Here is a 26,042-nt window from a genome sequence, read left to right on the forward strand (position 1 = left end):
TCCTGTCCTTTACCTTCCGCTTCTTGGCCTGAAGGGGGAGGTTCTGTTTTGCACTATGCAATGATCCCCCGCCACGACCAGCATACAGGCCATGACGGGGGAGGAAAGTGGGGCAGCTAATGCCTGTATGGTTAGGCTGTTGCCGCCAGATCAAGCAGTCCGATAACCCCATCTTCCGTGCCAAAGCCCAGCGTGCAGCCATCCGGACTATAGGCCAGAGCCGTAATGGCCCCTGCATGTCCTAATGATACAGGAAGAACACGCTGGGTCGCGGGTTCCATCATCACAACCGTGCCATTGGCAAAGCCCGCCGCCACAACTTCCTGCGAGGGGTGAAAAGCAACACGGGTGCACAGTGCGCCCCCGGCACCGGGTAGTTCCGCTGGGGGTTTGCCCATGGGGCCACCACCAAAAAACGGCCACATGACCACAACATCCGCCCCACTGGTGGCAAGCCATTTGCCATTGCTGGAAAAAGACATGGAGCGCACTTTGGTCGGGTAGCCGCTCATGCGGATATTGTGGCCGTCCGCCAGCCGCCAGCCGTGCAGGTCATTTTCCTGCATGGCGGTAATAACGGCTTCGCCTCCCGGGTGCATGGCCACACCAAGGTGGCTGCCTTTCCATTCCAGCACGCGTGCGCTGCCATCTTTGGACTGGGTAAACCAGAGCGACACGCCATTGTAATGCGATGCAGCAAGGCGTTTACCTTTGGGGTCAAACGCAATGCCGCCTACGGTTGTGGGGTGCTCAAAAGTGCGGATAACAGTGCGGCCCGTGGCGTCGCGCAGTTCCACATTTTTGCCCGAAGCCGCAGCAATCAGAGCAGATTTGTCACTAACAAAAGTGGAAATATGTTCCACCCAGCGTCGGGTTTTGCCCAGTTCCTCAATTTCTCCCGTAGGGTCAAGGCGGCACAGGCGGCCATCGTCCCCACCGGTCAGAAAGCTGTCTGCCAGTGTATCGGGCGAGAGAGAGAGGACCGGACCATCATGCACAGCGTAGGTTGCCCATGCCTGTGGCGCCATAAGGTCCTGCCGGTGGGCGACAACTACATCGCCTTCGCCAGTGGTAAAGGCAAAGCGGCTGGAATCGCGCGAGGCGGTGCAGCCTGTAATTTCGCCTTCCACCTGCCGGTGGGATCCACGCTTTTCAATCAGCCCGCGCAGAAGGGTTTCTTTGGTCTCGCTCATGCCGCAATGCAGCTTTCAAGCCCACGGCGGAGCTGTGGTCTGTTCAGGTTACGGCCAATAAAGACCAGACGGCTCTCACGCGGTTCATTTTCTTTCCACGGGCCAATGGCATTGCCATCCGCCATCATATGCACTGCCTGAAAGGCAAAACGGTCAGGCTGGCCTGCAAAGTCCAGAATACCCTTGGTGCGCAGCATGTCCCCGCCTTTTTCTTGCAACAGAGCGCTGATCCATGCCTGAAAGCGCCCGGCATCCAGTGGCTGTTTGACTGTGAGGGAGACGCTGGAAATGTCTTCCTCATGGTGGTGTTCAGCATGTTCAAGAAATTCGGGTGTGGTTTCCAGCACGCGGGCCAGATCAAACCCGCCACGGTCCAGCACGTCGGTCAGTTGCACATTGCCCTTTTTGGCATGGTGAATAGGGGCCACGGCGTTGATCTTGCGAATGGCAGCCTCAATCTGGCTAATCTGTGCTGCGTCCACCAGATCGGTTTTGTTCAGGATAATCACATCGGCAAAGGCCACCTGCTCGCGCGCTTCGGGGCTTTCTGCCAGTGTGGTCAGGAAGTTAAAGGCGTCCACAACCGTAACCACAGCGTCCAGCTTGGCTTTTTCGCGCACATCTTCATCGGCAAAAAAGGTCTGGGCAACGGGGGCGGGGTCGGCAAGGCCTGTGGTTTCCACAATGACACCGTCAAATTTGCCGCGCCGCTTCATCAGCCCGTTCAGAATACGGATCAGATCACCACGGACGGTGCAGCAGATGCAGCCATTGTTCATTTCGAACACTTCTTCATCCGCATCCACGACCAGATCGTTATCCACGCCCAGCTCGCCAAATTCGTTAATGACCACGGCGTATTTGCGTCCGTGTTCGGCGGTCAGGATATGGTTGAGCAGCGTGGTTTTGCCCGCGCCCAGAAAGCCGGTCAGCACCGTAACGGGCACACGGGCATCTGGTGCGCTTGTGGCAGCATTTTCCGGCGCGAGGGATGCGTCAGACATAAGGTAAGCCTCCAAATCAACAATCGTGTTTCTCATATAGGACGCCAGATTATGAGAAACCAGAGAGGCGCGGTCCTATTACGCCAGAACCACTGGTCTGCGGGAGCGGAAAAGCTCAGGTTCTGAGCGTGTCCGTGGCGGTCATGAGCTTCTGGGGTTTTTGTTTGGGTGCGGCAGAGCGCAGGAAGCGCACCGCCAGTGCGCCATACAGCGCGTGGCTGCACAAGGCGCGGGACACGCCAAAGGCAAGGAATGCGCTGGCCAGCAGTGCCAGAGTGATCTGCTGGTTGTCACACATTTCCATCACAATAACAGTTGCCGTCAGGGGGGACTGGGTCACGGCGGAAAAGTAGGCCACCGTGCCAAGCAGCACGACGGCCCCCGGCGTGGTGTGGGGCAGGAAATGCGCAATCCACCCCCCCATGCCAGCCCCAACCGAGAGCGAGGGCGCAAACAGCCCACCGGGAATGCCCGAACAGTAGGAAATGAGTGTTGCGAGCAGTTTGAACAGAAAAAACGAAACCGGATACTGGTCAGAGCCCATAATGATGTCGCGGGCCTGCGTGTAGCCCGTGCCATATGTCATGCCGCCAGAAAGCAGGCCGATTATGGCGAGTGCGACCCCGCACAGTGCTGCAAACAGAATGGGACGCTGGCTGACAAACCGGCCGAACTTGCCCGGAATCCCGCGGGAAATACGCACCAGCAGGGCAGAAAATGTGCCCCCACTTATTCCTCCCAGCACCCCGCACACCACCACGGCCAGCCAGCTTGCGCCAACAGGAACGGCAGAATATGTGTGGCCGAAATAGGTGTAGTTGCCGACCAGAGCAATAGCGGTTACGCCGGAAATAACAACACAGGTCAGCATGGTGCCGCTGGTGCGCTGCTCAAAGGAGTGGGCCAGCTCCTCAATGCCAAACACAATGCCGGCAAGGGGGGTGTTAAAGGCCGCCGCGACCCCGGCAGCTCCACCGGCTTTGATAAGGGCGCGCTGTTTGGTCACATCAGTCAGGCCAGCGAGGCGGCCAACAGTATGCATGATGGAAGCACCCACCTGCACGGTTGGCCCTTCACGCCCGATGGAAGCACCAGATAACAGGCCAAGGCAGGTCAGGCAGATTTTGGCCAAAGCAATGCGTAAAGCCAGAACTTTGTCCACAATGGTCATGTCATGCAGGTGCATACACGCAATGGCCTGCGGAATCCCGCTGCCCTGTGCACCACGGAACCATGTGCGTGTCAGCCAGGTAGAGAGCGCCAGCCCGAGCGGAGTGACCAGAAGCATGAGCCAAGGGTTAATGTGGACAAGAGCCGTGCGCACATGGGCTGCTGCATCTGCCAGTTCGGCAAAAGCCACGGCAACCATGCCAACCAGAGCTGCACCCGACCAGTACATAAGTTTACGGCGCCAGCTTACTGTACCAGCCTTGGCGTGTTCACGCAGATGGCGCAGGGACTCTGCTGTGGGGATCACGCTCGCAGGCATGAGGCATCTCTTGATCAAAAAAAGAAGGATGCGGCACAGTTTAACATTTCATGCAGCAGAAGAAAGACATTCTAGGCTTTTATTATGATTTTCTGTCTATTTTTCTGCTGAAGAACCAGAATTGGCGGTGGATGCCACTGTCGGTGGGATGGGCAGGACCGAGCCATCACGCTTGGCAAATGTTTCTGGCTCCACATGAATATGGACAAGTGTGCTGCCCATATGCACGCGCAGGGCGTGTTCTATCCGGTCGCAGATGTCATGCGCGTCATGCACGCTCATGGTGCCGGGCACAACCAGATGAAATTCAAGGAATGTCATGGCGCCCACAATGCGGGTGCGTATGTCGTGCGCCTGAATGGCTCCGTGCCCATTGGCGGTAATAATCTGGCGGATTTCGCCCAGAGTTTCCGTATCCGGGGCTTCATCCATCAGGCCTGCAATGGAGTCCCGCATGACTTCCCAGCCCACGCGTAGTACGTTTATGGCCACCAGTCCGGCCAGTATGGCATCCAACTGCGGCCAGCCCAGAAGAGGAATTAACGCCACCCCAGCGACAAGTGCCACCCCGGTCCATACATCGGACAAAACATGCTGCCCTCCAGCTATGAGCGCTGGAGAATGGCGGGCCTGCCCCGTTCTGAGCATGACCAGCCCCCAGCCGAGGTTAACGCAGGTTGCCGCCGCGTTTAGCAGCAGCCCATTCCACGGAGCCAGAGCCGGGTGAGGGTGTAACCAGCCTTCCACAGCCTCGCGGCCGATAATGAAGGCGGTAATAACAACCAGCGTCCCTTCGGCCACGGCGGAAAGGTACTCTGCCTTGTAATGCCCGTAGGTGTGGTTGTGGTCGGCCGGGCGTTCCGCAACGCTTAACGCCCATAGCCCGCCAGCAGCCGCCACAACATTAATAATAGTTTCTATGGCGTCGGCATGGAGGGCAACGCTGCCGCTTACGGCAAAGGCGGCATATTTCAGTCCCAGCGCCACAAGGCTGACAAACAGACTGACAATGGCAATGCCCTTGTTACTTTTGGGGAGGGGGAGATCGGGCATAGGCTCTTGTTATCTGGGGGTTAGACGGTGTGCGGGTCGGACAGGTGGCAGGTGGGGCCGTATTCCTGTGTTTCCATCTGCAACGTGGGGTGGGCAATGCCAAACTGTTTGCGCAGGGTGGTTACAAGAGTGTCCAGCAGTCTGGCGTCATTCTCACCATCCATCTGGCCGGCACTGCGGACCAGATGAACGGTCAGGGCGGTTTCGGTCGTGCTGATGGGCCAAATGTGCAGGTCATGCAGGTCGGCCACGCCCGGTGTGCCGCGCAAGAAGCGTTCCACGGCTCCGGGGTCCACCTCACGCGGAACGGCATCCAGCGCCATATCCAGCGAGTCCCGCAGTAGGGACCACGTGCTCAGCACGACAATAACGGAAATGGCAAGGCTAATGGCGGGGTCTATCCATTCGATATGGGTCAGCAGGACCAGTCCCCCCGCCACAACCACGGCAAGGGAGGTCAGGGCATCAGCCATAAGGTGCAAAAACGCGCCGCGGATGTTGAGATCCCCTTTCTGCCCTGCGGCAAACAGCATGGCAGACGCGCCGTTGACCAGAATACCAATTCCGGCAACCACCATCATAGTTGTTCCGGCAACTGGGGTCGGGGCTATAAGGCGATGGATGGCCTCCCACGCAACACCTCCGGTTACCAGCATAAGGATAATGGCATTGGCCAGCGCCGCCAGAATGGAAGAACGGCGCAACCCATAGGTGAACCGCGCTGTGGGGCTCCTGCGGGAAAGGTGCTCCGCCAGCCATGCCGCCGCCAGTGCCAGCACGTCGGAGAGGTTGTGCCCTGCATCGGCAATGAGCGAGAGTGAATGGGCATAAACACCCCAGACAGCCTCCGCCGCCAGATAGAGGGTGTTAACTGCAATGCCTATGGCAAAGGCTGTGTCAAAGGAGGCGGGCGTATGCACATGGTGGTGCCCGAACCCATGTTTGTGCCCGCAGGAAGCACCATTACCGTCATGCTCATGCTCATGCTCATGCTCATGCTCATGGGTGCAGGGCGAGGCATGTGCGTGGCCGTTGTCACAACCAGAATGGCCTGCGTGGTCATGCATATGCTCGTCCGGGTTTGGCATGGTGCTGGCTGCTTTCATGAACAGGAGGGCCGTAGGGCGCTGCATCTCAGATTCTGAGGTTCTGCCCTTATGTAAGGTGGCGGGTGGCGGAATTGAAGTGAATATTCATGTATGGATTACGCAGCAGACATTGCACGTTCAAGGGGTTCCAGAATAGGGAAGGAGCCAGATTGACCGTTTTGCTGTTTTTGTAACGAATACTGGATGAACACGCCCCATGCTCCGTCTGACTGAACTGCGGCTGCCGCTGGACCACCCGCCCGAAGCTCTCCGGCAGGCAGTCTGTGACCGGCTCGGTATAAGTATGGATGCGCTCGACCATGTGACCGTGTTCAAACGCGGGCATGATGCACGCCGTCGCTCCGCCATCTGGCTTGTGTACACGGTAGATTGCGCTGTGCGGGATGAAGACGCAGTGCTGGCCCGGTATCAGGCCGCGCATCCGGGTAACACGCGTGTGCTGCCTGCGCCGGATATGGCATGGCACGCGCCCATAACCAATGGCGCGGCACTTGCGGCGGCTCCGGGGTATAAGCGGCCTGTGGTTATTGGGGCTGGTCCATGTGGGTTTATGGCAGCCCTTATGCTGGCCCGCATGGGGCTGCGTCCGCTTTTGCTGGAACGCGGTAAAATTGTGCGTGAGCGTACGGTGGATACCTTTGCCCTGTGGCGGCGCTCAATTTTGACGCCTGAGAGCAATGTGCAGTTTGGCGAGGGTGGCGCAGGCACTTTTTCCGATGGCAAATTGTATAGTCAGGTGCGGGACCCGCGCTTTTTGGGGCGCAAGGTGTTGGAGGAGTTTGTCAAAGCTGGCGCTCCAGAGGATATTCTGTATCTGGCCCACCCGCATATTGGCACGTTCCGGCTTGTCTCTATGGTGGAGCATATCCGTCAGGAAGTGGAGCAGGCGGGAGGGGAATACCGCTTTGAATCACGGGTGGAGGAACTGCTGCTGGACCCCGCAACCCGGAGGGTGCAGGGCGTTCGCCTTGCCACGGGTGAGGTTATTGAGGCGGACCACGTGGTGCTGGCCGTAGGGCACAGCGCGCGGGACACCTTTGCCATGCTGCACGAGCAGGGTGTGCAGATGCAGGCCAAACCTTTTTCCATGGGTGTGCGGATCGAGCATCCACAGTCGGTTATTGATATTGCCCAGTTCGGCCCCAGCGCAGGCAACGAGCAGTTGGGCGCAGCCGAATATCGTCTGGTGCACCATGCCTCTAATGGCCGGGGTGTTTATTCCTTCTGCATGTGTCCTGGCGGCACGGTGGTGGCGGCAACCTCAGAAGAAGGGCGTGTGGTGACCAATGGCATGAGCCAGTATTCCCGCGCGGAGCGTAACGCCAATGCGGGTATGGTGGTGGAACTGCGCCCCGGTGAGGATTACCCGGACGACCCTCTGGCGGGTATGGCGTTCCAGCGCCACTGGGAGCGGCAGGCTTTTCTGGCCGGAGGAGGAGATTACAAGGCCCCTGCCCAGCGGGTGGGTGATTTTCTGGCTGGTCGTCCCTCTACTGCGTTAGGGGACGTTGTGCCCTCCTACAAACCGGGGGTGACACCAACAGACCTGTCCACCTGTCTGCCGGGGTTTGTTGTGGAGGCTCTGCGGGAAGCGTTGCCTCGCTTTGAACGTAAGATCAAAGGGTTTGCCATGGATGATGCGGTCATGACCGGGGTGGAAACCCGCACATCCTCCCCCCTCCGTATTCCACGGGGGGAAGATGGCCAGTCGGTCAATACCCCCGGTCTTTACCCGGCGGGGGAAGGTGCAGGGTATGCAGGGGGTATTCTGTCCGCCGCCATGGATGGTATTCGCATGGCCGAGGCCGTAGCACAGGATATGGCTGGTTTGCCGGTAACACTGTCCTGACCGTCCGATATTCCCACGGGGTGTGGTTTTTTTTAGGAACCGCCACCCTTTAGGGGATGTCGGCCAGAAATTCCTCTACCAGTTCGGTAAAGCGGCGGGGTGCATCGGCATGGACCCAGTGGCCCGCGCCATGAATGCTTTCCAGCCTGTGGTTGGGAAAAAGTGCCTGCATGACCGGGTAGTTTTTCGGGCTGATATAGGGTGAGTTTTCCCCCCGGATAAACAGGGTTGGACCATCATACCGCAAGCCCGGAGCCAGTTGTGGCCAGCCCATAATATCGGGCATGGCGGCCAGAATTTCTGGCAGGCCAATGGCCCAGCCGGGGTTATCCCCCTGCCTGATGTTCTGCGCCATAAGTTGGCGCACCGCATCGTTGGCAATAAATGGACGGAGCAGGTCGTTGGTGCCGTGCAGGTCCAGATGGGCAGGGAACTGTATTTTGTCCAGATTTTCGGGTAGGTCCAGCCGGTCAAACCCGCCCTGTGCTGGGGCTATGTCCACCACAATCAGGGCGCGCACGGCGCTGGGGTGAGTGAGGGCGAGCATCATAGCTGTTTTGCCCCCCATGGAGTGGCCCAGCACAATAGCAGGGCAGGCGTGGTTATGCGCCATTGTATCCAGCACATCCTGCGCCATGGCCGGGTAGCTCATGGGGCCGTGGGGGCTGTTGCCATGGTTGCGCAGGTCCATGGCAAGTGTGCGCCGGGTTGTTGCCAGTTTACGCTGCACAAAACCCAGATTACGCGCCCGCCCGAACAGACCGTGCAGCAGCACAACAGGCAGCGCATCTGCCGGGGTTGGATGGTCGGGGCCGCGCTCGCTCACGTTTAGCAACACTGTTCTGCTCTTTCCTCTGCTGTGGCGCGCAAGGGGCGCGCATGGCGGAGTTTTGCCCAGCTTTGCCTACGAATGCGAGAGGAGGAGAGCTGTTTTTTCTTCACCTTCCAGAGAGAGGGCATGTGTGCAACAGTCTGCTGCGTATGTATGGTATAAGGAGAGTTGGTGGATGCAACGGTGCCTTGTTATTCTCAACCAGTTGGACCAGACCGAGGTTCTGCTTGGCATGGCGGCGCAGACCCTCTCCCGTATCCGGGGGATGCGACGGATTGATGTTCTGGCCGCGCGGGAGCCGCCGGATCAAGGACTGGGGCGTATTAGCTTTTCCGATGCACAGGCTCAGACCCTGCGCACCAACCAGTTGGAATGGGCGGATGCCCTCCATGCACGTTTTCAGCACTGGTTGGCGCAGGAATATGGCTCCCCGGCCGACCGGCTGGGCAAGGTGGAAGTCAACTGGCTGGACCCCGAAATTACGGTGGACCGCATTATTGCAGGCTATGGCAAGGATGCGGACCTGCTGATTCTGGGGTTTCCTGACAGCCGGGATAGTCCGCAGAAACATCTGGCAACCCGCTCCGCTATTTTTGAATCCGGACGCCCTGTTCTGTTTGTGCCCCCCTTTTGGGACCAGACCAGTGGAGACAGGGTTTTTATGGCGTGGAAAGATACGCCAGCCTGCCGCCGGGCGTTTTTTGCCGCACGCTCTTTAATCGGGTCTGCAAAGGCGGTGGAAGTTGCCGTGTCGGCCAATGATCCGCTGCCAATGGATATTTTGCCCGGTATTACGGCAACCCAGAAGCCACTGGCAGATACGCGTAACGCCGGACAGGCATTGCTGGATATGGCTAACACGTTTCATGCCGATATGCTGGTCATGGGTGGGTACCAGCATAATATGCTTTACAGCCGCCTTGTGGGTAGTGTGACCGATTATATTTTGGCCAACCCCCGCGTGCCCGTGCTGTTGCAGCATTAGCCCCGACGGCAGACAGAACGAGTCAGGACGGCTGGAGCGTTCTACGCGCGAACGTCCAGCACAAGGCCGCAAAGGCCACAGCACCCAGAATATTGGGGAGGCCCACAGGTAGCCACGAGGCGACGGAAAAAGCGTTGTCCTGCCCCGTCGCGCCAGAAAGAACGGCCAGCAGCACCCCGGTCAGGCTTTCCCCCACAATAAAGCCGGATGCCAGCATGGTGCCAATGGGGCCGTCCTCTTGGGCTGTGTGTTCCGCCGTGTTGGCTGCTTTCTTGTTCCGTGTGTGTCGGACCCGTTTGAGGGCCCAGCCCAGCATGGCGCCCCCCGCCAGCGTAAGGCTGACAGATGCGGGTAAGTACAGCCCCACGGCCACTCCCAGAGGGGGCAGCGCAAGACTGCGGCAGCGCAAAAACAGGTCCAGCGCCACCAATCCCACTCCCAGCGCCATGCCGGCCGAGAGCATGTTCCAGTCAAGCGAGTGGGTAAAAATGCCTTTGGCAATTAGTGTAATCAGCGCGGGCTGCGGGGCAGAAAGAGCATGGCTGGGGTCCATGCCGGGGCGAGGCATGGCGCCAGAAAAACCATATGCCTGATAAAGCAGGTTCAGAACCGGAGGGATAACCGCAGCCCCCACAAGGCACCCGGCAATAAGGGCGACTTCCTGCTTCCACGGGGTGGCGCCTACAAGCTGGCCAGTTTTGAGGTCTTGCAGATTATCGTTGGAAATGGCGACGGTGGCCGTAATGGCGGACAGCAGCAGAATGGTAAAAGCTGTTGCTAGTTTTTGCCCATCCGCCATCATGGCGTCCGGGGTCAGGCCCAGTGCCTCCAGCGCCAGAATCATCAGTGCGCACAGAACCGCGCCAATAATGATGATGCCCGATATGGGGGAGGACGAGGAACCCACAATACCGGCCATGTAGCCGCACGCCGCAGCCATAATAAACCCGAATACAATGCAAAACAGCACTGCCGCCATTACGACCGGCCCTACCCCGTGGGCCACGGGGGACAGAAATGCCGTAAAAAATACAGCCAGCAGCAGGGTGGAAAACAAAAGCAGCACGCCCATGGCGCGGGCCGAAAGGTCTTTGTCTGTTGTGGCGGTCAGGCCTGTGGAGCGTTGCAGCATGGTGCGTATGCCGCGCAGAACCGGCGGCATGAGTTCGATCAATGTCCACAAAGAGGCCACAGCAATAGCCCCGGCTCCAACAAAGCGGACTTTATGCAGCCATACGTCCTGCGCGAACTGTGCGGCAGGTAAATGCTGGGGGTTGGGGAGTATGCCAGTCAGCCACGGCACACCAATGCCCCATGCCAGAATACAGCCTGCCAGCATGGCCAGCCCACCCGTTAGCCCAACCAGATAGCCAGCGCCGATCAGGGCGGGGGAAAAAGCAGCAGTCAGTTGGAAAACGGCACTTCCGGCTGTGGTCGTAAGGCTTAACCCATCGCTCAGCAAACGCAGGCCGCTGCTGCAAAAGGAAAAGAGGGAGGCCAAAATGCTACCGCTTATCAGCGCCTTCAGTCCACGCTGGTTCCCTTTATCTGCCCCCGCACGCAGAATTTCCGCCGCAGCTACGCCCTCGGGGTAGGGGAGGCTGCTTTGGGTAACCAGTGCCCGCCGGAGCGGAATGGTAAACAGTACCCCCAGCACACCACCGGCAAAAGACAGCGCAGCCGTCTGCCAGAAAGGGAAGTGTGTCCAGAACCCGGCTATAATCAGCCCCGGAAATGTGGCGAATACGCAGGACAGGGTGCCTGCGGCAGAAGCCTGACTTTGCACCATGTTGTTTTCCAGCAGTGTTCCGCCGCCCATAAGGCGCAGTACGGCCATGGAAATAACAGCAGCCGGAATGGAGGAGGCAAAGGTCAGCCCTATCCGCAGGCCAAGGTAAACGTTGGATGCGGTAAAGACGATGGTAATAAGCGCACCAAGTATAAGGCCGCGGAATGTCAGTTCCCGGGGGGGATTCGGGCTGGCCATGCGTCCTTTTTCTCCCAGACGGTCATGGAGGGTGCGCCATCAATGAGGGGAGTGGTCAGGCGCTACCTCTCAGGCAATAAAGGGCAGAGGCCGGGCCGGTGTGCCGCGACCGTCTGCTCTTTTGTGCACATACGATGCCCAAAGGTATTTGTCTGCACCAAAGCGGCCTAGAAAGTCAGTTCAATGTTGCTTTGCACAAAAGCACCGGAGGACGCACCAGCATGAATCATGCTCCGGGAGGCAAAAATATATTCCCCATCAATGCCCAGTGTAATGTGGCGGGTGGCGCGCCACGTAAAGCTGGCCTGCGGAATGGTGGCAGTATAGGTGCCATGTGGACGGTAGGCGTAAAAGGCGGTGCCGTTGGCGTAAACAGCATCCTCGCGGTTGTTCCGCCATACGGCTGGCACCTTGAGCAGCAGGGTGGTGTTGGAGGTAGGGGTAATGGTTGCAATGGGGCCTACGTCAATCAGGTTTGACTGTCCAAGGTAGGTGCTCATGTCCAGGTAATAGGCGCTGGGCACGAAGGGGGAGAGAAAGCTGCCCCACGTGCTGGTCTGGCTTTTGTTCATGTTCCCGCCGGATACGTCATCCACCTGTATGCCAATAGCCGGGTGGCCGGGCCATTTGGCAAAGCGCCAAGAGAGTGTGGCATCAATGGCGTAGGCGGAAACCGGGCGTGTTGGCCCGTCTTTGGCGGCACGGAATTCCCCACCCTGCCACATGCCGCCAATGGAAAATTCAAGCGGCCCGGCATTGCCCCATATGCGCATCCCCGGTGTATCTCGGTGCGTGGACCCGGCAATGGAGCCGCCCGCCATGGTGGGGAGGGAACTGCTGGAGAGCAGAATGCCCAGATAGAACGTATCCACAAAAATCTGACTGTTCCGCCCCATGAACTTGAAGCTGGGAACCGCGTAGGATGTGTAGGCTCCAAAAAGGCGGGAATTCCAGCCAACCTGGTCGTGGAATGGCGTTACAGGGGCATTGTTGGTCAGGGTCAGGTAAAACCCGTCTATACGAAAATTCTTCCAGAACGCGTATCCGCGCAGGCCATTCCATGAGTAGGGGAGGGAGGGGTAAACGCTGCCAGCAGTCACGTAAGGGGGCGCATCCAGAAACGTCATGCGGCCAGCCATGCCGCCAACGGTTGCGCCCAGCACTTTGCCGCGCACTTCCACAAAGGCCTGCTGGGCATCCAGCTTGCTGCGCCAGCGCCCTCCGGCATAGCCATAATAATTGACCCCGGCAGCCTGCCCGCTCATCAGCTCTCCATAAAAACGGACATGCTCGCCCAGATGCAGGTCTCCCCCCAGATTCCAACGAAAGTTGTTGCGGTAGGCGGGGTCTTTTTTGGTCGCACCAAAGCCGGCCCGCTGGTCATAAAAATTATGCTGCCGGAAGTTGCCGCTCAGTGTGAGGTAAATGTCTCCCTTGGTGTTGAAAGGAATGTATTTAAGGGCGTCCATGGCATCCAGCCGGTTGCGTTTGTCACGCAGGCTGGACCAGTCCTCCGCCCAGCGAGACACGGCATAATACCCCACGGTGCCAAACCCGGCTGCTGCTCCGGTATTGGCGTTGAAGACGCCCCACGGCCCCTGATGCATGAGTGCTGTAGGCAGTGGTTTGAGTTCCAGCGCCTGCGGCTGGCCGTAGGCTTCGGGGCGGCTGGTCAAGGGAGGGAGCAGGCGGTTGCCATCCCAGAATCCGGGGTGCGGTGTTCTGGATGTGGCTGGCGCAGGCGTGGGGGTTATGATGCGTGACCCCGTAACCTCTTCTGGGGTGGTGGAAGTTTGTGGTGCGTTGGGTTGTGTGTGTGGCAAATGCAGGTACGCAGCATTGGGGGCGGTTTCCGCCAAAGCAGGCATTGCCCATAGACAGAACAGAATGGTGCTTCCGGCCAGCACGCCTGCTGTCAGGCGGACGGCATAATACTGTGGAGCAGGTAAGGTGCGCAGGGGGGCAATTGCCAACCCTGCGCGGAAGTCTGTGGTGATTACGGTCATTGGCCGAGGTCACTTCTTGTTATTTTTTGATTCCAGTCATTCATTCGTTAAGTGAATGACTTATATTAATGTTATTACAGCAAATGTTTGTATGTCATATCGCATTTGCGTGTGCTGCATTCCTTATAAAGGAAGTAACGCCCCGCTTCGATAAAAAAATGAGAAATAATGTTTTGAGTAAATGTATTTTTTAAAGACGTTAGTAAAAATATAACTCAGGCACCATGCACTCGGTTCTGAAGTGTATGCAGGCAGATCTGTGTGCGTGTAGCTAGGTGGATGTCATGCACTGTGGTTACGGCCTGTTCTGCTTGCTTGCGCCATGTGGCGGACATGCCAACAGGGGAGCACACGTTTTTGGTGCTGCCTGCTACCTGCGCTTTTGGCTCTGTTGCGCTCAGCACAGTGGCTGGCTGGCGGGGGAGCAGGGTTTGCATGGTGTGCTCAAGCGTTCTGGCCGTGCGGGTATCAGTCTCGGGGAGTAGTGTTGCCACAATACGGGCCGCTTCCGGCCTGCCTTGCGCCAGTGCGTGCATGACCCCATCCCATCCATGATGGTGGGAGAGTGCGGCGGCCGTCTGCGCGATACCATCATGCGTAGCCATATACAGCACGTGGCTTGTTTTGTCGGTCTGTGCATCTGGTGGCAACGGTTTGTTCTGTGCCGCCATTACGCACAGTCCGGCAGACAGGCACACAAGTAAAGCCGACAGAAGAGGGCGCAGTGGTCGCACGGTATGGTGGTCTCCCTTGGTGAGAAAGACAGTTGCAGGGGAGAAAATGGCGCGGACATGGCAAGGGCGTGGCACGGGTGGGAAAGGTTGCGGCGGCGGAGCGGGATGGCCTATAGGGTGCGGAACAGATCGGAAGGCGCGCGCGCCGGGTTCTTGGTCGCCTGCTGCTTACGGGGTGATCTGGTGGTCCCCGTGTACCGTTTTTCCTGATGCGTGATTTGGCTCGACTAAGGAATGAATGACATGAGCGCTTCTCTTTCTGCTCCAGAGATTACCCGCCTCCAGACTGCGTTGCGCCGCCTGCTTGGCTCGCCTGATCTGACGGTCAACCCCGCTCCGCGTGCAGGCATGTCGGTTGAACTGGCTGTAAAAGGCGAGGTGATTGGCACCGTCCATCGTGATGATGAAGATGGGGACGTCAGCTACGCCGTAAACATGGTCGTGCTGGAAGAAGACCTGCCTCCGGCCTGAGCGCAGGACTAAAATGGAAAAGCCAGTCTTCCTTGCCGGAGGACTGGCTTTTTTATTATGGACCGTTGCGTTGTCTCAGGCGTTGGACGGTGTGGCCGCTGCCTGCATAATTGGCTCGCGCCGCATGGGCAGTTCCACATTATTAATTTTCCAGTGCCAGCCCTGAATCCGCAGTTCAACCCGCAAGGGTGTTTCACGCTCATGGCCGGGGAGTGGCAGCTCCATAACAAACTGGTCCAGCCGGTTGAAGTGGACAGACGCCCGCGTTGCCAGCGATGCAAAAGAGGGCGCCGCCTGTGCCGCAGTGGGCGTTGCAGGCATGGCTTCATCTATCAGCGTGCCAAGGTTGGCCTGTGTCACTGTTGTATCCACAGCATTGGATACAGCGGTGGAAGCAAAAGAGGACCCGAATTCGGGCAGTTCGTCCGCTGCGGGCTGCATGTTCAGGTGCAGACCGGCAAGTGTCTGCCGTTTAAGGGAGGCATCCAGTGCGGCCCAGTTGATCATCCGCCCCAGTGCCGTGGCATCGTGGTGTTGCAGGTCTATGGCCGCAGACCACAGCGTAACAAAAGGGGATGCCAGATAAAGGCCGAATGACGCGGCTGCCGTGGCAACACACACCCGGCGCGCGGTCTGGCGCCGGGGCAGACTGGCTGGCCGGATTGTCGGTCCGGGCTGGGTGGAGGTTGTCATGGTACACATTCCTCGTATGCGCTTGTTGCAATTCTTATATAACAGATACCATCTTCTAACCACATAATAATGTGCATGGTTCCATGCGTTATTACAAAAATATGACCTTTGTTACACGGTGTTAGGTTGCTCATAACGTATGTTGCAGCCCCGTCGGCTCACCGAATGTTCAGGAGCGGGTAAAAGAGACCAATGAAGCTTGACCTCAGCGAAAATGAAATCCAGCGCTATTCTCGCCACATTTTGTTGCCCGAGGTCGGCGGCATCGGTCAGGCCGCGTTAAAGAACGCATCCGTGCTTGTGGTGGGGGCCGGTGGGCTGGGTGCGCCAGCGGCTTTGTATCTGGCTGCCGCAGGCGTAGGCCGAATCGGTCTGGTGGATGACGATGTGGTGGAACTGTCCAACCTCCAGCGGCAGGTGCTGCACACCACGCCCTCCGTAGGGCAGAAAAAGGTGGAGTCCGCACATGAACGGCTGACAGCCCTGAACCCGGAAATTGTGGTCGAGACATGGGATGCCCGGCTGGATGGGCAGAGTGCGCAGGACCTCGTATCCCGGTATGATCTGGTGTGCGATGGATGCGACAACTTTGCCACGCGCTACGCGGTTAACGCAGCGTGCGTGCGGGCGGGCAAGGTGTTGGTCTCTGCTGCGGTGCAACGGTTTGAAGGGCAACTGGCAACATTCAGCCCAGAACGCGGCGGTGGGTGTTACAACTGCCTCTACCCTGCAACCGATGGAGAGGCATCGGGCCTGAGCTGTGGCGAGGCCGGCGTGCTGGGCGCGGTTACAGGGGTTATGGGCACCTTGCAGGCCACGCAGGCCCTGAAGGAAATTCTGGGGATAGGCGAGTCCGATGTGGGGCAGTTGCTCATGTGGGATGCGTTACGCATGAAGTTTACAACCATGGCCCTCAGTGCGGACCCGGCCTGCCCGGTCTGTGGCGGAGGGCGGCAACATGGTTGATGCTCTGGCCAAACCGTTTGATCTGGCATTGGTGATTGTGGAAGCCCGGTACGAGCGCCTGCACGCGGCTTATATGTTGGCTGCCACGGCTGCGGCGATGGGGCAGAATGTTCTGCTTTTTGGCATGGGTGCAGGCGTATGCGCCTTTAGCCGGGACTGGCATGGTCTGGAAGATGGAGCCGCCGCGCAAAAGCGGGAGCAGGCCGGTGTGGCCGGGCTGGACGTGCTGCGTGAGGCGATGGTGGATATGGGAGCCACCTTTATGGTTTGCGACTCCGGTGTAAAAACGATGGGTCTTGTTGCGCAGGATCTGCTGCCAGAGGTTGAAACCGTGGGCTTGCCCAGTTTTTTTGATCGGGCCGGTGCAGCCAGACAACTGGTATTTTAAATGGTGCATAGCAGGGTGCAGGCAGGTTTGAACCGGGTTGTGGCGTCTGCCTGTTCTGCTGTGCGACGTAAAGCGGTGAGCGAAGTTTGCGGAGCCTCTTGCTCCCGCGCCGCTCTCTTGGCAGGGATGCAGGCATGATGTGCATTTGCTCTTCTTTCCGGTTTCGTCTGCTTGCCTGTGTGGCGGGCTGTATGGCAGCTTTTTCTGGCATTACGGCGTCTGTCGGTGCGGCGACCACGACAACAACAACGCCTCCTGCCGACAAGCATCATAAACATGCGACTGCGGCCACACATGCCACAACGGCACACAAGGCTGGCAGCAGCAAGGCGGCAGCCAAGAGTGGTGTGGCTGCGGCCAGTAGCGGCAAGAAAACAAAGCATCACAAAAAACATGCGCAGGGTCATACAGCGGCACAGGCTGGCGCCCATGCTCCCGCACGGCCTCATACGGCAGCGGTTGCCGCAGGGGCCGCGGCAACAGGCGCTGCGGTGGGAGCCGCCAGTGCCGCGGCATCGCCCGATATGGCAGCACCAGATGCTGGCGTGCAGACTGACCCGGCAAAAGGGAGCGTAACGGGCCTGCCGTTGCCGCGTTATGCCGCCCTGCGTTCGGATGAGGTGAATATGCGGGCCGGGCCGGGGCAGCGCTTCCCTATTCTCTGGGTCTATCATCGCCGGGGAATGCCAGTACGGATTGAACGGGAATTTGATGTCTGGCGGCTGGTGGAAGACCAGACCGGGCAGAAAGGCTGGATGCAGCAGGCCACATTGGCAGGCGGGCGCGATTTTCTGGTGCCGGGGGAACCTCCGGGGGACGAGACGCCTATTCCGTCCCAGACGGGGAAGGATGGAGAGAAAGTCTTGCCTTCCGGCCATATGGATGCTCGGGTGCTGGCAAGTGTTGGCACGGCTGAGGAAGCCAGAAAAATGCCGGGTGTGGTGCTAATGCGCGCCAGCGCCAGTGAGGATGCCAGCATTGTTGCCGTGTTGCGGCCGGGTACGGTTGGTTCCATCAAGGAATGTGCGGCAGGCGTTGCCTGGTGCAAGGTCTCGGTCAAGCAATATAACGGATGGGTGCCTCGCCGGGCCATCTGGGGTGTTGATGCAGAGGACGCCATCAACCCGTCATAATTTTTCCGGCGAATGGGTAAGGAGAAGCAGAGCCATGTCTCTAGTCACAACGCCGGATTCCAAAAAAACAGAGGCCGCCATCTGTCGTACCAAAATTGTTGCGACACTGGGGCCCGCCTCCTCCGATTACGCAACCATCCGCGACCTTGCGCTGGCAGGGGCCGATGTGTTCCGCTTCAACTTCTCTCACGGAACACATGCCGACCACGCCAGTCGTCATGCTCTTGTCAGGCAGATTGAGCAGGAACTGGGGCGGCCTATTGGTATTCTGGCCGATATGCAGGGGCCAAAGCTCCGGGTTGGTCGCTTCAAGGATGGCAAAGTTACGCTGGCACCCGGAGCCACCTTTCGCTTTGACCTGTCGGATCAACTAGGGGATGGCACGCGTGTGCAGTTGCCCCATCCCGAAATCATTAAGGTGGCACATCCGGGCAGTCGGTTGCTGATGGATGATGGCAAGCTGGCGGTTGTGGTCGAAAAGGCCGGGCCGGACTGGCTGGAAACGCGGGTGGAAACGGGTGGCCCGCTCTCCGACCATAAAGGTGTGAATGTTCCTGATGTCGCTCTGCCTATTCCGGCTCTGACGGAAAAGGACAAAAGTGATCTGGCCTACGCACTGGAGCTGGGGGTGGATTATATTGCCCTTTCCTTTGTGCAGCGCCCGGAGGACCTTATTCAGGCGCGGGCCCTTGTAGGCGAACGGGCTGCGCTGCTGGCCAAGCTGGAAAAACCGCAGGCGGTGGATAATCTGGCCGCAATTCTGGAACTGAGCGATGCGGTTATGGTCGCGCGCGGTGATCTGGGGGTGGAACTCCCGCCAGAAAGTGTACCGCTTGTTCAGAAGCGGATTATCCGTGAGGCCCGGCGGCTGGGTAAGCCGGTTGTGGTGGCAACCCAGATGCTGGAAAGCATGATTGCCGCCCCAACGCCCACGCGGGCCGAGGCATCGGATGTGGCGGCGGCGGTGTTTGATGGTGCCGATGCGGTCATGCTCTCGGCGGAATCGGCAGCCGGGCAATACCCGCGTGAGGCTGTGCAGATTATGAACCGCATCTTATGGCGGGTGGAGCAGGATGCAGGGTGGCAGGCCCATATGGCCGCAGCCCGTCTGGCGCCGGAAGATTACGTTGCAGATGCCATAGCCAGCGCCGCCCAGCAGGTTGCAGCAACGCTCCATTCGCCCGCCATTGTGGCTTACACACATCGCGGAGCAACGGCCCTGCGTATTGCGCGTGAACGGCCGACTTGCCCGGTGCTGGGGGTTACGCCAACAGCGCAGGCCGCGCGCCGTTTGGCGCTTGTCTGGGGGGTGCACGCATTTGTCAGCCCACCGCATACAATGTCTACCACCGTGGAGCAGATGGTAGCGGACGCGCTGGATGTTGTCGGGCGTGCGCAGGTTGGTTCTACAGGGGACTCGGTGGTTATCGCTGCGGGTGTTCCATTTGGGGTTAGTGGCTCCACCAACCTGCTCAGGGTTGCCAAAATTCCCTGAGGTGACAGCTCCCCTGCGGCACGGTATGTGCGGGGGTCGGAACCGGGCGATGGCCGCATTGTCGGCGCATCGGTACGTTAAGGCACAAGGGGCGCAAATGGTAACCTCAGTAAGCAACAGGTTGGTCAGACGGAAGGTGCTCAAGGGGTTGTCCGGCCTGTCTGCCGGGCTGGTGCTTCCACAGGCAGGGCTGTTTAAAACAGCATCAGCTGCGGACGCGGACACGGCCAGCAAGGCCTTTTTGCCAGATGTGACCACCCATCCCCCACGGCAGTGGGGGCCAGATGCCCCGCCATCCTACGCACCGGACCCGGACGTGGTGGTGATCGACCGTTCCTTCCGGGACCTGGTGAGCGGTAACGCGACTATCCACCGTGTGTGGGATAAGGGCGTGTGGATAGAAGGCCCGGCCTGGTCGGCTGAAGGACGCTACCTTCTGTTCAGTGATACGGTAACAAGCCGACAGTACCGCTACCTGTGGGAAACAGGGGACGTAACGGTTTTTCGTCCAGAGGCGTACCATTGCAACGGAACAACGTTTGACTACGTGGGCCGCCAGATTTCATGCGAGCATTTTTTGCGCCGCGTTGTGCGGTGGGAGCACGATGGGGCCGTGCATGTGGTGGCCGACCATTTTGAGGGCAAACCTCTGAACTCCCCCAATGATGTGATTGCCCACCCCGATGGCAGCATATGGTTCACCGATCCGGGGTACGGAGATAGCATTGCCGAAGGGCACGCCGATGCAGCGGGAGGGGAGGCTAACCCCGATGGTCGCATCCGCTGGCGGATTGGCGAGGAGCTGATAGGGGCTGTGGGAGGGATGCACAAACAGCCCGACCACACATTCCGGGTTGACCCTTCGGGTCGGATAGATGTGGTACTGACGCAGGAGCAGTTACCCAACCCCAATGGCCTTTGCTTTTCTCCCGATTTTTCGCGCCTGTATGTTATTTCCACAGGGCGGCAGAGCGGACCGGGTGGGCATGATGGGGATATGTCCGTGCATGTGTTTGACCTGCACAAACAGGAACTCCCCTTATCTAACCCACGCCTTTTGACCAACATGCGCTTTGAAGGCGTGCAGATGATCCCCGACGGTCTGAAGGCCGATATTTACGGGAACCTCTGGTGTGGGGTGAGTGGGCCGCTAGGGTTGTGCGGCGTGTTTGTGTTTAACCCGGATGGGCATCTTATAGGCCGCATCCGTCTGCCGCATGGTGTTTCCAACCTGACATTTGGCGGTCCCAAGCGGGATTGGCTGTTTATGTGTGCGGGGGAATCGCTCTATCGGTTGCAGGTCAACACGCAGGGTGCCGGTCCGGCCTAAGGCTGCCTTGCACGGTTTGTGAGCAGCCCGGTCGGGCGGGGGTTAGACGCTTTTTTTCAAAAGCAGGGGAAGCAGCGCAAACAGGCCACAGAGCGTTGCGGCAAAAAGGGCCAGTCCATGTGGGCTGGCCTGCATGGCGGCCGCACTTATGGCAGGGCCGGTAAAGCTGCCTATGCCCCATGCCAGAGAGCACAGTGCGTAAATGGCAATCAGGTCTCCATCCCGGTAACGGTTGCCTGCTGCGGCCATGGCAACGGAATACAGGCTGGCAAATGCGCCATCCCAGACAAATAGTAACGGATAGGCGAGGGCTGGCTGGCGAATGGCCATTGGCCAGAGCAGCGCGCCACCACAGGCCATAAGGGCCAGAATAATCAGCAGGTAACGGCGGTTTGTGCGGTCTCCTACCCAGCCAATAGGCACCTGCATAACAGTTGCGCCAAGCAGCATGACACTCAGCAACAGGGTCGCAGCCCGCTCACTCCAGCCAGACTGAATGGCATAAAGTGCCAGAAAAGATGTGGCTGCCCCATCCAGCATGGCAATGAGCAACGTGGCGGTAATGGCGATGGGGGCCAGCCACAGGTAGCGCAGCAGTTTGTGCTGTGTAGGGGCTGCGGGAGGGGGCGTGACCATCCACGGGGGGAGAGTTGCCGCCGCTGCCACAAGCAGAATGGCCGCAGTGCCCCAAAAAGGCAGATTACCCTGCCGGCCGGTTACGCTGAGTAGCGCAGGCCCAATGGCAATGCCAACGGAGAGCAGGGTGCTGTACAACCCCATGACGCGGCCTCGGGCGTGGTTATCTGTTATCTGGTTCAGCCAGCTTTCGGACAGGACCAGAATAATCTCGCAAAACGCGCCCAGCAGGATGCGCAGTGGGAACCAGGGCCATATTGAGCTGCTCAGTGGAAACAGCAGAAGTGTTACGCTGCCCCCCACCAATGCCAGAAAAATGGCCCGCCTTGGCCCCAGCCGTGTTGCCAGCAGGGGCATGAAAGGGGCCATGGCCAGTGCGCCCAAGGCGTGCATCATGCTGTTGGCGGCCACCATGCCCGCGCCGTAGCCCCGGTCTGTCAGGTCCAGCGTAAAAAGTGGCGCGCCCAACCCCATGACCAGCCCAAAAACAAGCCCCATGAGTATAAGAGTTGCAGTGGGCAAAAATTGGATGCGCGTATTCGGCTGTGTCACGTAGCCCGACATGCGGTCCTTTCGGGGAGGTGGACAAAGGAGGCGTAAAACAAAAAAGAACAGGTAGAGTCGGCAGCGGTTCTGCTTTGCCCGCAGGTACGGACCCTCTGTTATGTTGCTCTGGTTCTGACGCGCGAATGGCTGAGGTCAACCCCCATGTGGCAGGGACATAAGAATTTTACGTGCATTCTGGTGCCGGGAAGGCTATTTGTGCGGCCACGCAAACACCACAGCGATCGCTGACCGCCCTTTCAAGCACGAAGGAGGCGGTAAGGCGCGCAGGAGCAATCAGGCCGACTTCATGGATATCCGCAATATCGCCATCATTGCACACGTCGATCATGGCAAGACCACTCTCGTTGATGAACTGCTGAAACAGTCTGGCTCTTTCCATGAGCATCAGCACGTTGCTGAACGTGCCATGGACAGCAATGATCTGGAACGTGAGCGTGGTATTACCATTCTGGCGAAATGCACCTCTGTTGTGTGGAAAAATACCCGCATCAACATTATCGACACCCCCGGACACGCCGACTTTGGCGGGGAAGTGGAACGTATTCTGAGCATGGTGGACGGCGCGGTTGTGCTGGTCGACTCTGCAGAAGGCGCTCTGCCCCAGACCAAGTTCGTTGTGGGCAAGGCTCTGGCCCGTGGGCTGAAGCCGATCGTGGTTGTGAACAAGATCGACCGTGGCGATGCCCGCCCGGACGAAGTTCATAACGAAGTGTTCGACCTGTTCGCAGCTCTGGGTGCGAATGACGAACAGCTCGACTTCCCCATGCTGTATGCTTCTGGCCGTCAAGGCTGGGCCGACACGGAGCTGGAAGGGCCGCGCAAGGACCTGAGCCCCATGTTTGACCTGATCCTCAAGCATGTTCCCGCGCCTTCGCTGGACAAGGAAAAGCCGTTCGCCATGACGGCTACAATCCTTGAGAATGACAACTTCCTTGGTCGCGTGCTGACCGGGCGTGTGGAGCAGGGCCGTGCCCGTGTGAACATGCCGGTTAAGGTGCTGCGTGCCGATGGTTCCGTGGTGGAAACGGGTCGTCTGACCAAGCTGCTCTCCTTCCGTGGTCTTGACCGCGTTGCGGTTGAAGAAGTGGAAGCAGGGGACATTGTGGCCGTGGCCGGTCTGTCCGAAGCTACCATCCCGGACACGATTGCTGCACCTGAAGTTGCAGAGCCGCTGGAAGCCATTCCGGTTGATCCGCCGACCCTGTCCATGACCTTCCGCCTGAACGATGGCCCTCTGGGTGGCCGTGAAGGCAAAAAGGTTACGTCCCGCCAGATTCGTGACCGTCTGTTCAAGGAAACCGAAAGCAACATTGCTATTCGTGTGACCGACAGCCCGGAAAGCGAAGCGTTTGAAGTGGCCGGTCGCGGCGAACTTCAGCTCGGCGTACTGATCGAAACCATGCGTCGTGAAGGGTTCGAACTGACCATCGGTCGTCCGCGCGTGCTGTTCCGCACGAACGAAGAAACCGGTGAACGTGAAGAACCGTACGAAGAAGTCACCATTGACGTGGACGAACCCTATTCCGGCGTGGTCGTGGAGAAGATGTCTCTGCGTAAAGGCCAGATGCAGGACATGCGTCCCTCCGGTGGCGACAAGGTTCGTCTGACCTTCATCATCCCCTCACGCGGGCTGATCGGTTACCACGGCGAATTCCTGACCGACACGCGCGGCACGGGGATCATGAACCGTCTGTTCCATGGTTATCAGCCGTATGCTGGCAGCATTGAAGGACGCCGCAATGGCTCCCTGATCTCTGCTGAAGATGGCAACACCACAACGTACTCCCTGTTCTCCCTGCAGGAACGTGGGACGCTGTTTGTGGATGCTGGCGAAAAAGTTTACGTCGGCATGATCATTGGTGAGCATTCCCGTGAAAACGATCTGGAAGTGAACCCGGTTCGTGAAAAGAAGCTGACCAACATGCGTGCATCCGGCAAGGACGAAGCTCTGATGCTGACCCCGCCGCGCCGTATGTCTTTGGAACAGGCTATTGCTTACATTGAAGATGATGAACTGGTTGAGGTAACGCCCTCCGCCATTCGTCTGCGTAAGCGCTACCTTGATCCGAACGAGCGTAAGAAGCGTTCCAAGAGCCGCGAAGGTTGATTGGGCAGGGGCCACACAGTTAGTGTGGCCCCTACTTTTTTGCCTCTAGATCAGTCAGCACTATGTGGCGCAGGTGAGTTTTTTTGTGGCGCAATTCTGGCCAGAAAACACGGTAATCCTGACCACATATGAGGAAAACTGCCCTTGATGGGCAGTTTTTTGTTTGTGCTTTACTTGAATGTGGCAAAACTATGGCGCTAGTGCGTTACGCACATAATATGTGCAAATATTGCACAAATTTTAAACGCAGACGACCTGTTTATGCCGTGATATGCATGTAATCAGAAACCGGTTGGGTTCTACGCACGGTTAGCCGCCGTAGAATCTGAGGCGTTTTGGCCGGTTGTATTGGAGATTTAAGACATGATTTCTCGTCGTCTGCTCGCAGCTCTTTCCACTGTTGCCCTGATGGGCGCTGCTGTTCCTTCTTTCGCTCAGGAAGCTGCTGCTCCTGCTGCACCGGTAGCTGCTCCGGCCGCTTCTGAACCTGCTGCTCCTGCCGCTGCTGAAGAAGGCAAGAAAGCCGAAAAGCACGCTGGCAAGCACGGCAAGCATGGTGGCAAGCACCACGGTAAGCACGGTGCCAAGAAAGCTGCTGAAGGTGAAGCTGCTCCGGCTGCTGAATCCGCTCAGTAATTCTTCCACTCTGGTCGGGTGGGCGGTGTAAGCCGGCCCACCTACAGAATGGAGGCGTGAGTGCCTTTAAACAAAAGGGCCAGAGAGGGTTACTCTCTGGCCCTTTTGTTATGGTCAGCCGTAACGGTTCAAAGCCAGATCAAGCGCTGGAATGTCGGTTTTCCGGCCATCAATCATATCGGCTATCAGGCGGCCGGACCCACAGGCCATTGTCCAGCCCAATGTGCCGTGACCGGTGTTGAGCCACAGATTACGAAACGGGGCGGCCGGGCCAATAACTGGTGTGCCATCTGGCGTGCAGGGGCGTAGGCCGGTCCAATAAGTGGCGGCGCTCAGATCCCCGCCGCCGTAAAGCTCGGAAAAAGACAGTTCCAGTGTTTCCCGCCGGTCGGGGCTGAGCTTGAGGTTATAGCCTGTTAACTCGGCTGTACCGCCCACCCGTATTCTGTTGCCCAGCCTTGTGATGGAAACCTTGTAGGCTGCATCATTTACCGTAGCGGCCGGGGCGTGGCTCTCATCCGTCAGGGGGAGGGTAAGGGAATAGCCTTTAACGGGGTACACAGGCAGCCGCAGGCCAAGCGGGCGCAGCAGGCGGGGGCTGTAACTCCCTAGCGCCATAATATAGGCATCCGCGTGCAGATGTCCCGCACTGGTGCGGATAGATACCACCTTGTCTGCCGTAGCATCCAACCCCTGTATGGTGGTTTGATAAAGAAAGCGCACACCCTTTGCTTCTGCCATGCGGGCCAGACGTTGGGTAAAGGTATGCGCATCCCCGGACTGGTCATTGGGGAGGAACAGCCCCCCTTTGAGCAGATGAGCGGAATGGAGAAGTCCCGGTTCGTGCTCCAGAATTTCGTCCACAGCCAGTAACTGGTGCGGAATCCCGCTTTCGGTCAGCAGGCGCATGTCGCGCTGGGCTTTGCTGATCTGTTTATCTGTCCGAAAAAGCTGGATCAGCCCTTGTTGCCGGTCATCATAGGTAATGCCGGTTTCCTCACGCAGGGCGTCAAGGCAGTCGCGGCTATATTCTGCCACACGTAACATGCGGCTTTTGTTAAGCGCATAGGACTGGGCATTACAGTTTTTGAGCAGTTGCTGGATCCAGCGCAGCATGGCCATATCCAGCCGTTTGCGAATAACCAGTGGGCTATGGCGTGGGTGCAGCATCCATTTCATGGCCTGCCAGGGCAGACCTGGGGCAGCCCACGGGGAAGAATAACCGGGGGACACCTGCCCCGCATTGGCAAAGGATGTTTCCTGAGCAGGGGCTGACTGGCGGTCAATAACAGTTACGTCATGCCCCAGAGCGTTCAGGTACCAGGCAGACGTAACGCCTACAACACCTGCACCAAGAATAATGACTTGCACGGCTTCAT

General features: G+C 58.5%; 23 protein-coding genes. 10 read left to right on the top strand and 13 right to left on the bottom strand.

The window, feature by feature from the left end:
- Positions 1-131 precede the first annotated feature (131 nt).
- The 5 genes from AGA_RS05065 to AGA_RS05085 form a co-directional block, all read right to left on the bottom strand.
- Positions 132-1,193, bottom strand: coding sequence for a WD40 repeat domain-containing protein (locus AGA_RS05065; protein ID WP_059023293.1), 1,062 nt, complete (start codon positions 1,191-1,193; stop codon positions 132-134).
- The gene (locus AGA_RS05070) at positions 1,190-2,197 is read right to left on the bottom strand and encodes a CobW family GTP-binding protein (RefSeq protein ID WP_059024659.1); all 1,008 of its coding nucleotides are present in this window, start codon (positions 2,195-2,197) and stop codon (positions 1,190-1,192) included. Before AGA_RS05070 ends, AGA_RS05065 begins: the two co-directional genes overlap by 4 nt.
- A 115-nt stretch (positions 2,198-2,312) precedes the next feature.
- The gene (locus AGA_RS05075; RefSeq protein ID WP_059023294.1) at positions 2,313-3,686 is read right to left on the bottom strand and encodes a chloride channel protein; all 1,374 of its coding nucleotides are present in this window, start codon (positions 3,684-3,686) and stop codon (positions 2,313-2,315) included.
- A 96-nt stretch (positions 3,687-3,782) separates the two neighbouring features.
- Entirely contained in the window at positions 3,783-4,739 is a 957-nt protein-coding gene (locus tag AGA_RS05080; RefSeq protein WP_059023295.1) for a cation diffusion facilitator family transporter, read from the bottom strand.
- Positions 4,740-4,759: 20 nt separating this feature from the next.
- Complete coding sequence (locus AGA_RS05085; protein WP_083503670.1) at positions 4,760-5,845, bottom strand: cation diffusion facilitator family transporter; 1,086 nt, start codon at positions 5,843-5,845, stop codon at positions 4,760-4,762.
- A gap of 199 nt (positions 5,846-6,044) precedes the next feature.
- Between AGA_RS05085 and AGA_RS05090 the strand changes: the two genes are divergently transcribed.
- A complete protein-coding gene (locus AGA_RS05090) occupies positions 6,045-7,697 on the top strand; it encodes an NAD(P)/FAD-dependent oxidoreductase (RefSeq protein WP_059023296.1) in 1,653 nt (550 codons plus the stop codon).
- 49 nt (positions 7,698-7,746) lie between these two features.
- Here AGA_RS05090 and AGA_RS05095 read toward each other — a convergent pair whose 3' ends face one another.
- Positions 7,747-8,535, bottom strand: a complete 789-nt coding sequence (locus AGA_RS05095; RefSeq protein ID WP_059023297.1) for an alpha/beta fold hydrolase — start codon at positions 8,533-8,535, stop codon at positions 7,747-7,749.
- A 169-nt stretch (positions 8,536-8,704) separates the two neighbouring features.
- On the opposite strand from AGA_RS05095, the gene AGA_RS05100 reads away from it, so the two are divergent.
- A complete protein-coding gene (locus tag AGA_RS05100; RefSeq protein ID WP_059023298.1) occupies positions 8,705-9,514 on the top strand; it encodes a universal stress protein in 810 nt (269 codons plus the stop codon).
- Between the two features lie 22 nt (positions 9,515-9,536).
- Here the strand turns inward: AGA_RS05100 and AGA_RS05105 are convergent, their stop codons facing one another.
- From AGA_RS05105 to AGA_RS05115, 3 genes are all read right to left on the bottom strand, one after another.
- A complete protein-coding gene (locus AGA_RS05105; protein WP_059023299.1) occupies positions 9,537-11,501 on the bottom strand; it encodes an OPT family oligopeptide transporter in 1,965 nt (654 codons plus the stop codon).
- 167 nt (positions 11,502-11,668) lie between these two features.
- Positions 11,669-13,507, bottom strand: coding sequence for an alginate export family protein (locus AGA_RS05110; RefSeq protein ID WP_083503552.1), 1,839 nt, complete (start codon positions 13,505-13,507; stop codon positions 11,669-11,671).
- 215 nt (positions 13,508-13,722) lie between these two features.
- The gene (locus tag AGA_RS05115; RefSeq protein WP_231946033.1) at positions 13,723-14,178 is read right to left on the bottom strand and encodes a hypothetical protein; all 456 of its coding nucleotides are present in this window, start codon (positions 14,176-14,178) and stop codon (positions 13,723-13,725) included.
- A gap of 306 nt (positions 14,179-14,484) precedes the next feature.
- Between AGA_RS05115 and AGA_RS05120 the strand changes: the two genes are divergently transcribed.
- Positions 14,485-14,712, top strand: coding sequence for a DUF3126 family protein (locus AGA_RS05120; RefSeq protein WP_083503671.1), 228 nt, complete (start codon positions 14,485-14,487; stop codon positions 14,710-14,712).
- Between the two features lie 75 nt (positions 14,713-14,787).
- Here the strand turns inward: AGA_RS05120 and AGA_RS05125 are convergent, their stop codons facing one another.
- On the bottom strand, positions 14,788-15,405 hold the full coding sequence (locus tag AGA_RS05125) for a DUF2939 domain-containing protein (RefSeq protein ID WP_059024663.1): 618 nt from the start codon (positions 15,403-15,405) through the stop codon (positions 14,788-14,790).
- Positions 15,406-15,597: 192 nt separating this feature from the next.
- Here AGA_RS05125 and AGA_RS05130 point away from each other — a divergent pair, with 192 nt between their 5' ends.
- From AGA_RS05130 to AGA_RS05150, 5 genes are all read left to right on the top strand, one after another.
- A complete protein-coding gene (locus tag AGA_RS05130) occupies positions 15,598-16,371 on the top strand; it encodes a HesA/MoeB/ThiF family protein (protein ID WP_059023301.1) in 774 nt (257 codons plus the stop codon).
- Positions 16,364-16,759: a DsrE family protein gene (locus AGA_RS05135; protein WP_059023302.1), complete on the top strand. Its 396-nt coding sequence runs from the start codon at positions 16,364-16,366 to the stop codon at positions 16,757-16,759. The genes AGA_RS05130 and AGA_RS05135 overlap by 8 nt, the downstream gene beginning before the upstream one ends.
- A gap of 191 nt (positions 16,760-16,950) precedes the next feature.
- Entirely contained in the window at positions 16,951-17,892 is a 942-nt protein-coding gene (locus AGA_RS05140) for an SH3 domain-containing protein (RefSeq protein WP_231946035.1), read from the top strand.
- A 34-nt stretch (positions 17,893-17,926) separates the two neighbouring features.
- Complete coding sequence (gene pyk / locus AGA_RS05145) at positions 17,927-19,387, top strand: pyruvate kinase (RefSeq protein WP_059023304.1); 1,461 nt, start codon at positions 17,927-17,929, stop codon at positions 19,385-19,387.
- 97 nt (positions 19,388-19,484) lie between these two features.
- Positions 19,485-20,717: an SMP-30/gluconolactonase/LRE family protein gene (locus AGA_RS05150; RefSeq protein ID WP_059023305.1), complete on the top strand. Its 1,233-nt coding sequence runs from the start codon at positions 19,485-19,487 to the stop codon at positions 20,715-20,717.
- 42 nt (positions 20,718-20,759) lie between these two features.
- On the opposite strand, the gene AGA_RS05155 is transcribed toward AGA_RS05150, so the two are convergent.
- Both AGA_RS05155 and AGA_RS13810 read right to left on the bottom strand, forming a co-directional pair.
- Positions 20,760-21,917 (bottom strand): MFS transporter, encoded by a 1,158-nt coding sequence (locus AGA_RS05155; protein WP_059023306.1) that lies wholly within the window; start codon positions 21,915-21,917, stop codon positions 20,760-20,762.
- Positions 21,918-22,083: 166 nt separating this feature from the next.
- Positions 22,084-22,305, bottom strand: coding sequence for a hypothetical protein (locus AGA_RS13810; protein ID WP_172793703.1), 222 nt, complete (start codon positions 22,303-22,305; stop codon positions 22,084-22,086).
- Between AGA_RS13810 and typA the strand changes: the two genes are divergently transcribed.
- Entirely contained in the window at positions 22,207-24,027 is a 1,821-nt protein-coding gene (gene typA / locus AGA_RS05160; protein ID WP_059023307.1) for a translational GTPase TypA, read from the top strand. The two genes, AGA_RS13810 and typA, sit on opposite strands and share 99 nt — an antisense overlap.
- A gap of 363 nt (positions 24,028-24,390) precedes the next feature.
- A complete protein-coding gene (locus AGA_RS05165) occupies positions 24,391-24,663 on the top strand; it encodes a hypothetical protein (protein ID WP_059023308.1) in 273 nt (90 codons plus the stop codon).
- 114 nt (positions 24,664-24,777) lie between these two features.
- Here the strand turns inward: AGA_RS05165 and AGA_RS05170 are convergent, their stop codons facing one another.
- Complete coding sequence (locus AGA_RS05170) at positions 24,778-26,034, bottom strand: D-amino acid dehydrogenase (RefSeq protein WP_059023309.1); 1,257 nt, start codon at positions 26,032-26,034, stop codon at positions 24,778-24,780.
- Between the last annotated feature and the right edge of the window lie 8 nt (positions 26,035-26,042).

Origin of the sequence: Acetobacter ghanensis (genome assembly GCF_001499675.1) — a bacterium.
GTDB classification, from domain to species: domain Bacteria; phylum Pseudomonadota; class Alphaproteobacteria; order Acetobacterales; family Acetobacteraceae; genus Acetobacter; species Acetobacter ghanensis.

Bases quoted from the DNA above. Each gene is read 5' to 3' on its own strand.
- AGA_RS05135 (WP_059023302.1), top strand. From the start codon at position 16,364: ATGGTTGATGCTCTGGCCAAACCGTTTGATCTGGCATTGGTGATTGTG.
- AGA_RS13810 (WP_172793703.1), bottom strand. From the start codon at position 22,305: ATGCTCATGGAAAGAGCCAGACTGTTTCAGCAGTTCATCAACGAGAGT.
- AGA_RS05120 (WP_083503671.1), top strand. From the start codon at position 14,485: ATGAGCGCTTCTCTTTCTGCTCCAGAGATTACCCGCCTCCAGACTGCG.
- AGA_RS05105 (WP_059023299.1), bottom strand. From the start codon at position 11,501: ATGGCCAGCCCGAATCCCCCCCGGGAACTGACATTCCGCGGCCTTATA.
- AGA_RS05090 (WP_059023296.1), top strand. From the start codon at position 6,045: ATGCTCCGTCTGACTGAACTGCGGCTGCCGCTGGACCACCCGCCCGAA.
- AGA_RS05165 (WP_059023308.1), top strand. From the start codon at position 24,391: ATGATTTCTCGTCGTCTGCTCGCAGCTCTTTCCACTGTTGCCCTGATG.
- AGA_RS05155 (WP_059023306.1), bottom strand. From the start codon at position 21,917: ATGTCGGGCTACGTGACACAGCCGAATACGCGCATCCAATTTTTGCCC.
- AGA_RS05110 (WP_083503552.1), bottom strand. From the start codon at position 13,507: ATGACCGTAATCACCACAGACTTCCGCGCAGGGTTGGCAATTGCCCCC.
- AGA_RS05125 (WP_059024663.1), bottom strand. From the start codon at position 15,405: ATGACAACCTCCACCCAGCCCGGACCGACAATCCGGCCAGCCAGTCTG.
- typA (WP_059023307.1), top strand. From the start codon at position 22,207: ATGGATATCCGCAATATCGCCATCATTGCACACGTCGATCATGGCAAG.
- AGA_RS05075 (WP_059023294.1), bottom strand. From the start codon at position 3,686: ATGCCTGCGAGCGTGATCCCCACAGCAGAGTCCCTGCGCCATCTGCGT.
- AGA_RS05085 (WP_083503670.1), bottom strand. From the start codon at position 5,845: ATGAAAGCAGCCAGCACCATGCCAAACCCGGACGAGCATATGCATGAC.
- AGA_RS05100 (WP_059023298.1), top strand. From the start codon at position 8,705: ATGCAACGGTGCCTTGTTATTCTCAACCAGTTGGACCAGACCGAGGTT.
- AGA_RS05115 (WP_231946033.1), bottom strand. From the start codon at position 14,178: ATGGCGGCACAGAACAAACCGTTGCCACCAGATGCACAGACCGACAAA.
- AGA_RS05070 (WP_059024659.1), bottom strand. From the start codon at position 2,197: ATGTCTGACGCATCCCTCGCGCCGGAAAATGCTGCCACAAGCGCACCA.
- AGA_RS05080 (WP_059023295.1), bottom strand. From the start codon at position 4,739: ATGCCCGATCTCCCCCTCCCCAAAAGTAACAAGGGCATTGCCATTGTC.
- AGA_RS05065 (WP_059023293.1), bottom strand. From the start codon at position 1,193: ATGAGCGAGACCAAAGAAACCCTTCTGCGCGGGCTGATTGAAAAGCGT.
- AGA_RS05140 (WP_231946035.1), top strand. From the start codon at position 16,951: ATGGCAGCTTTTTCTGGCATTACGGCGTCTGTCGGTGCGGCGACCACG.
- pyk (WP_059023304.1), top strand. From the start codon at position 17,927: ATGTCTCTAGTCACAACGCCGGATTCCAAAAAAACAGAGGCCGCCATC.
- AGA_RS05150 (WP_059023305.1), top strand. From the start codon at position 19,485: ATGGTAACCTCAGTAAGCAACAGGTTGGTCAGACGGAAGGTGCTCAAG.
- AGA_RS05130 (WP_059023301.1), top strand. From the start codon at position 15,598: ATGAAGCTTGACCTCAGCGAAAATGAAATCCAGCGCTATTCTCGCCAC.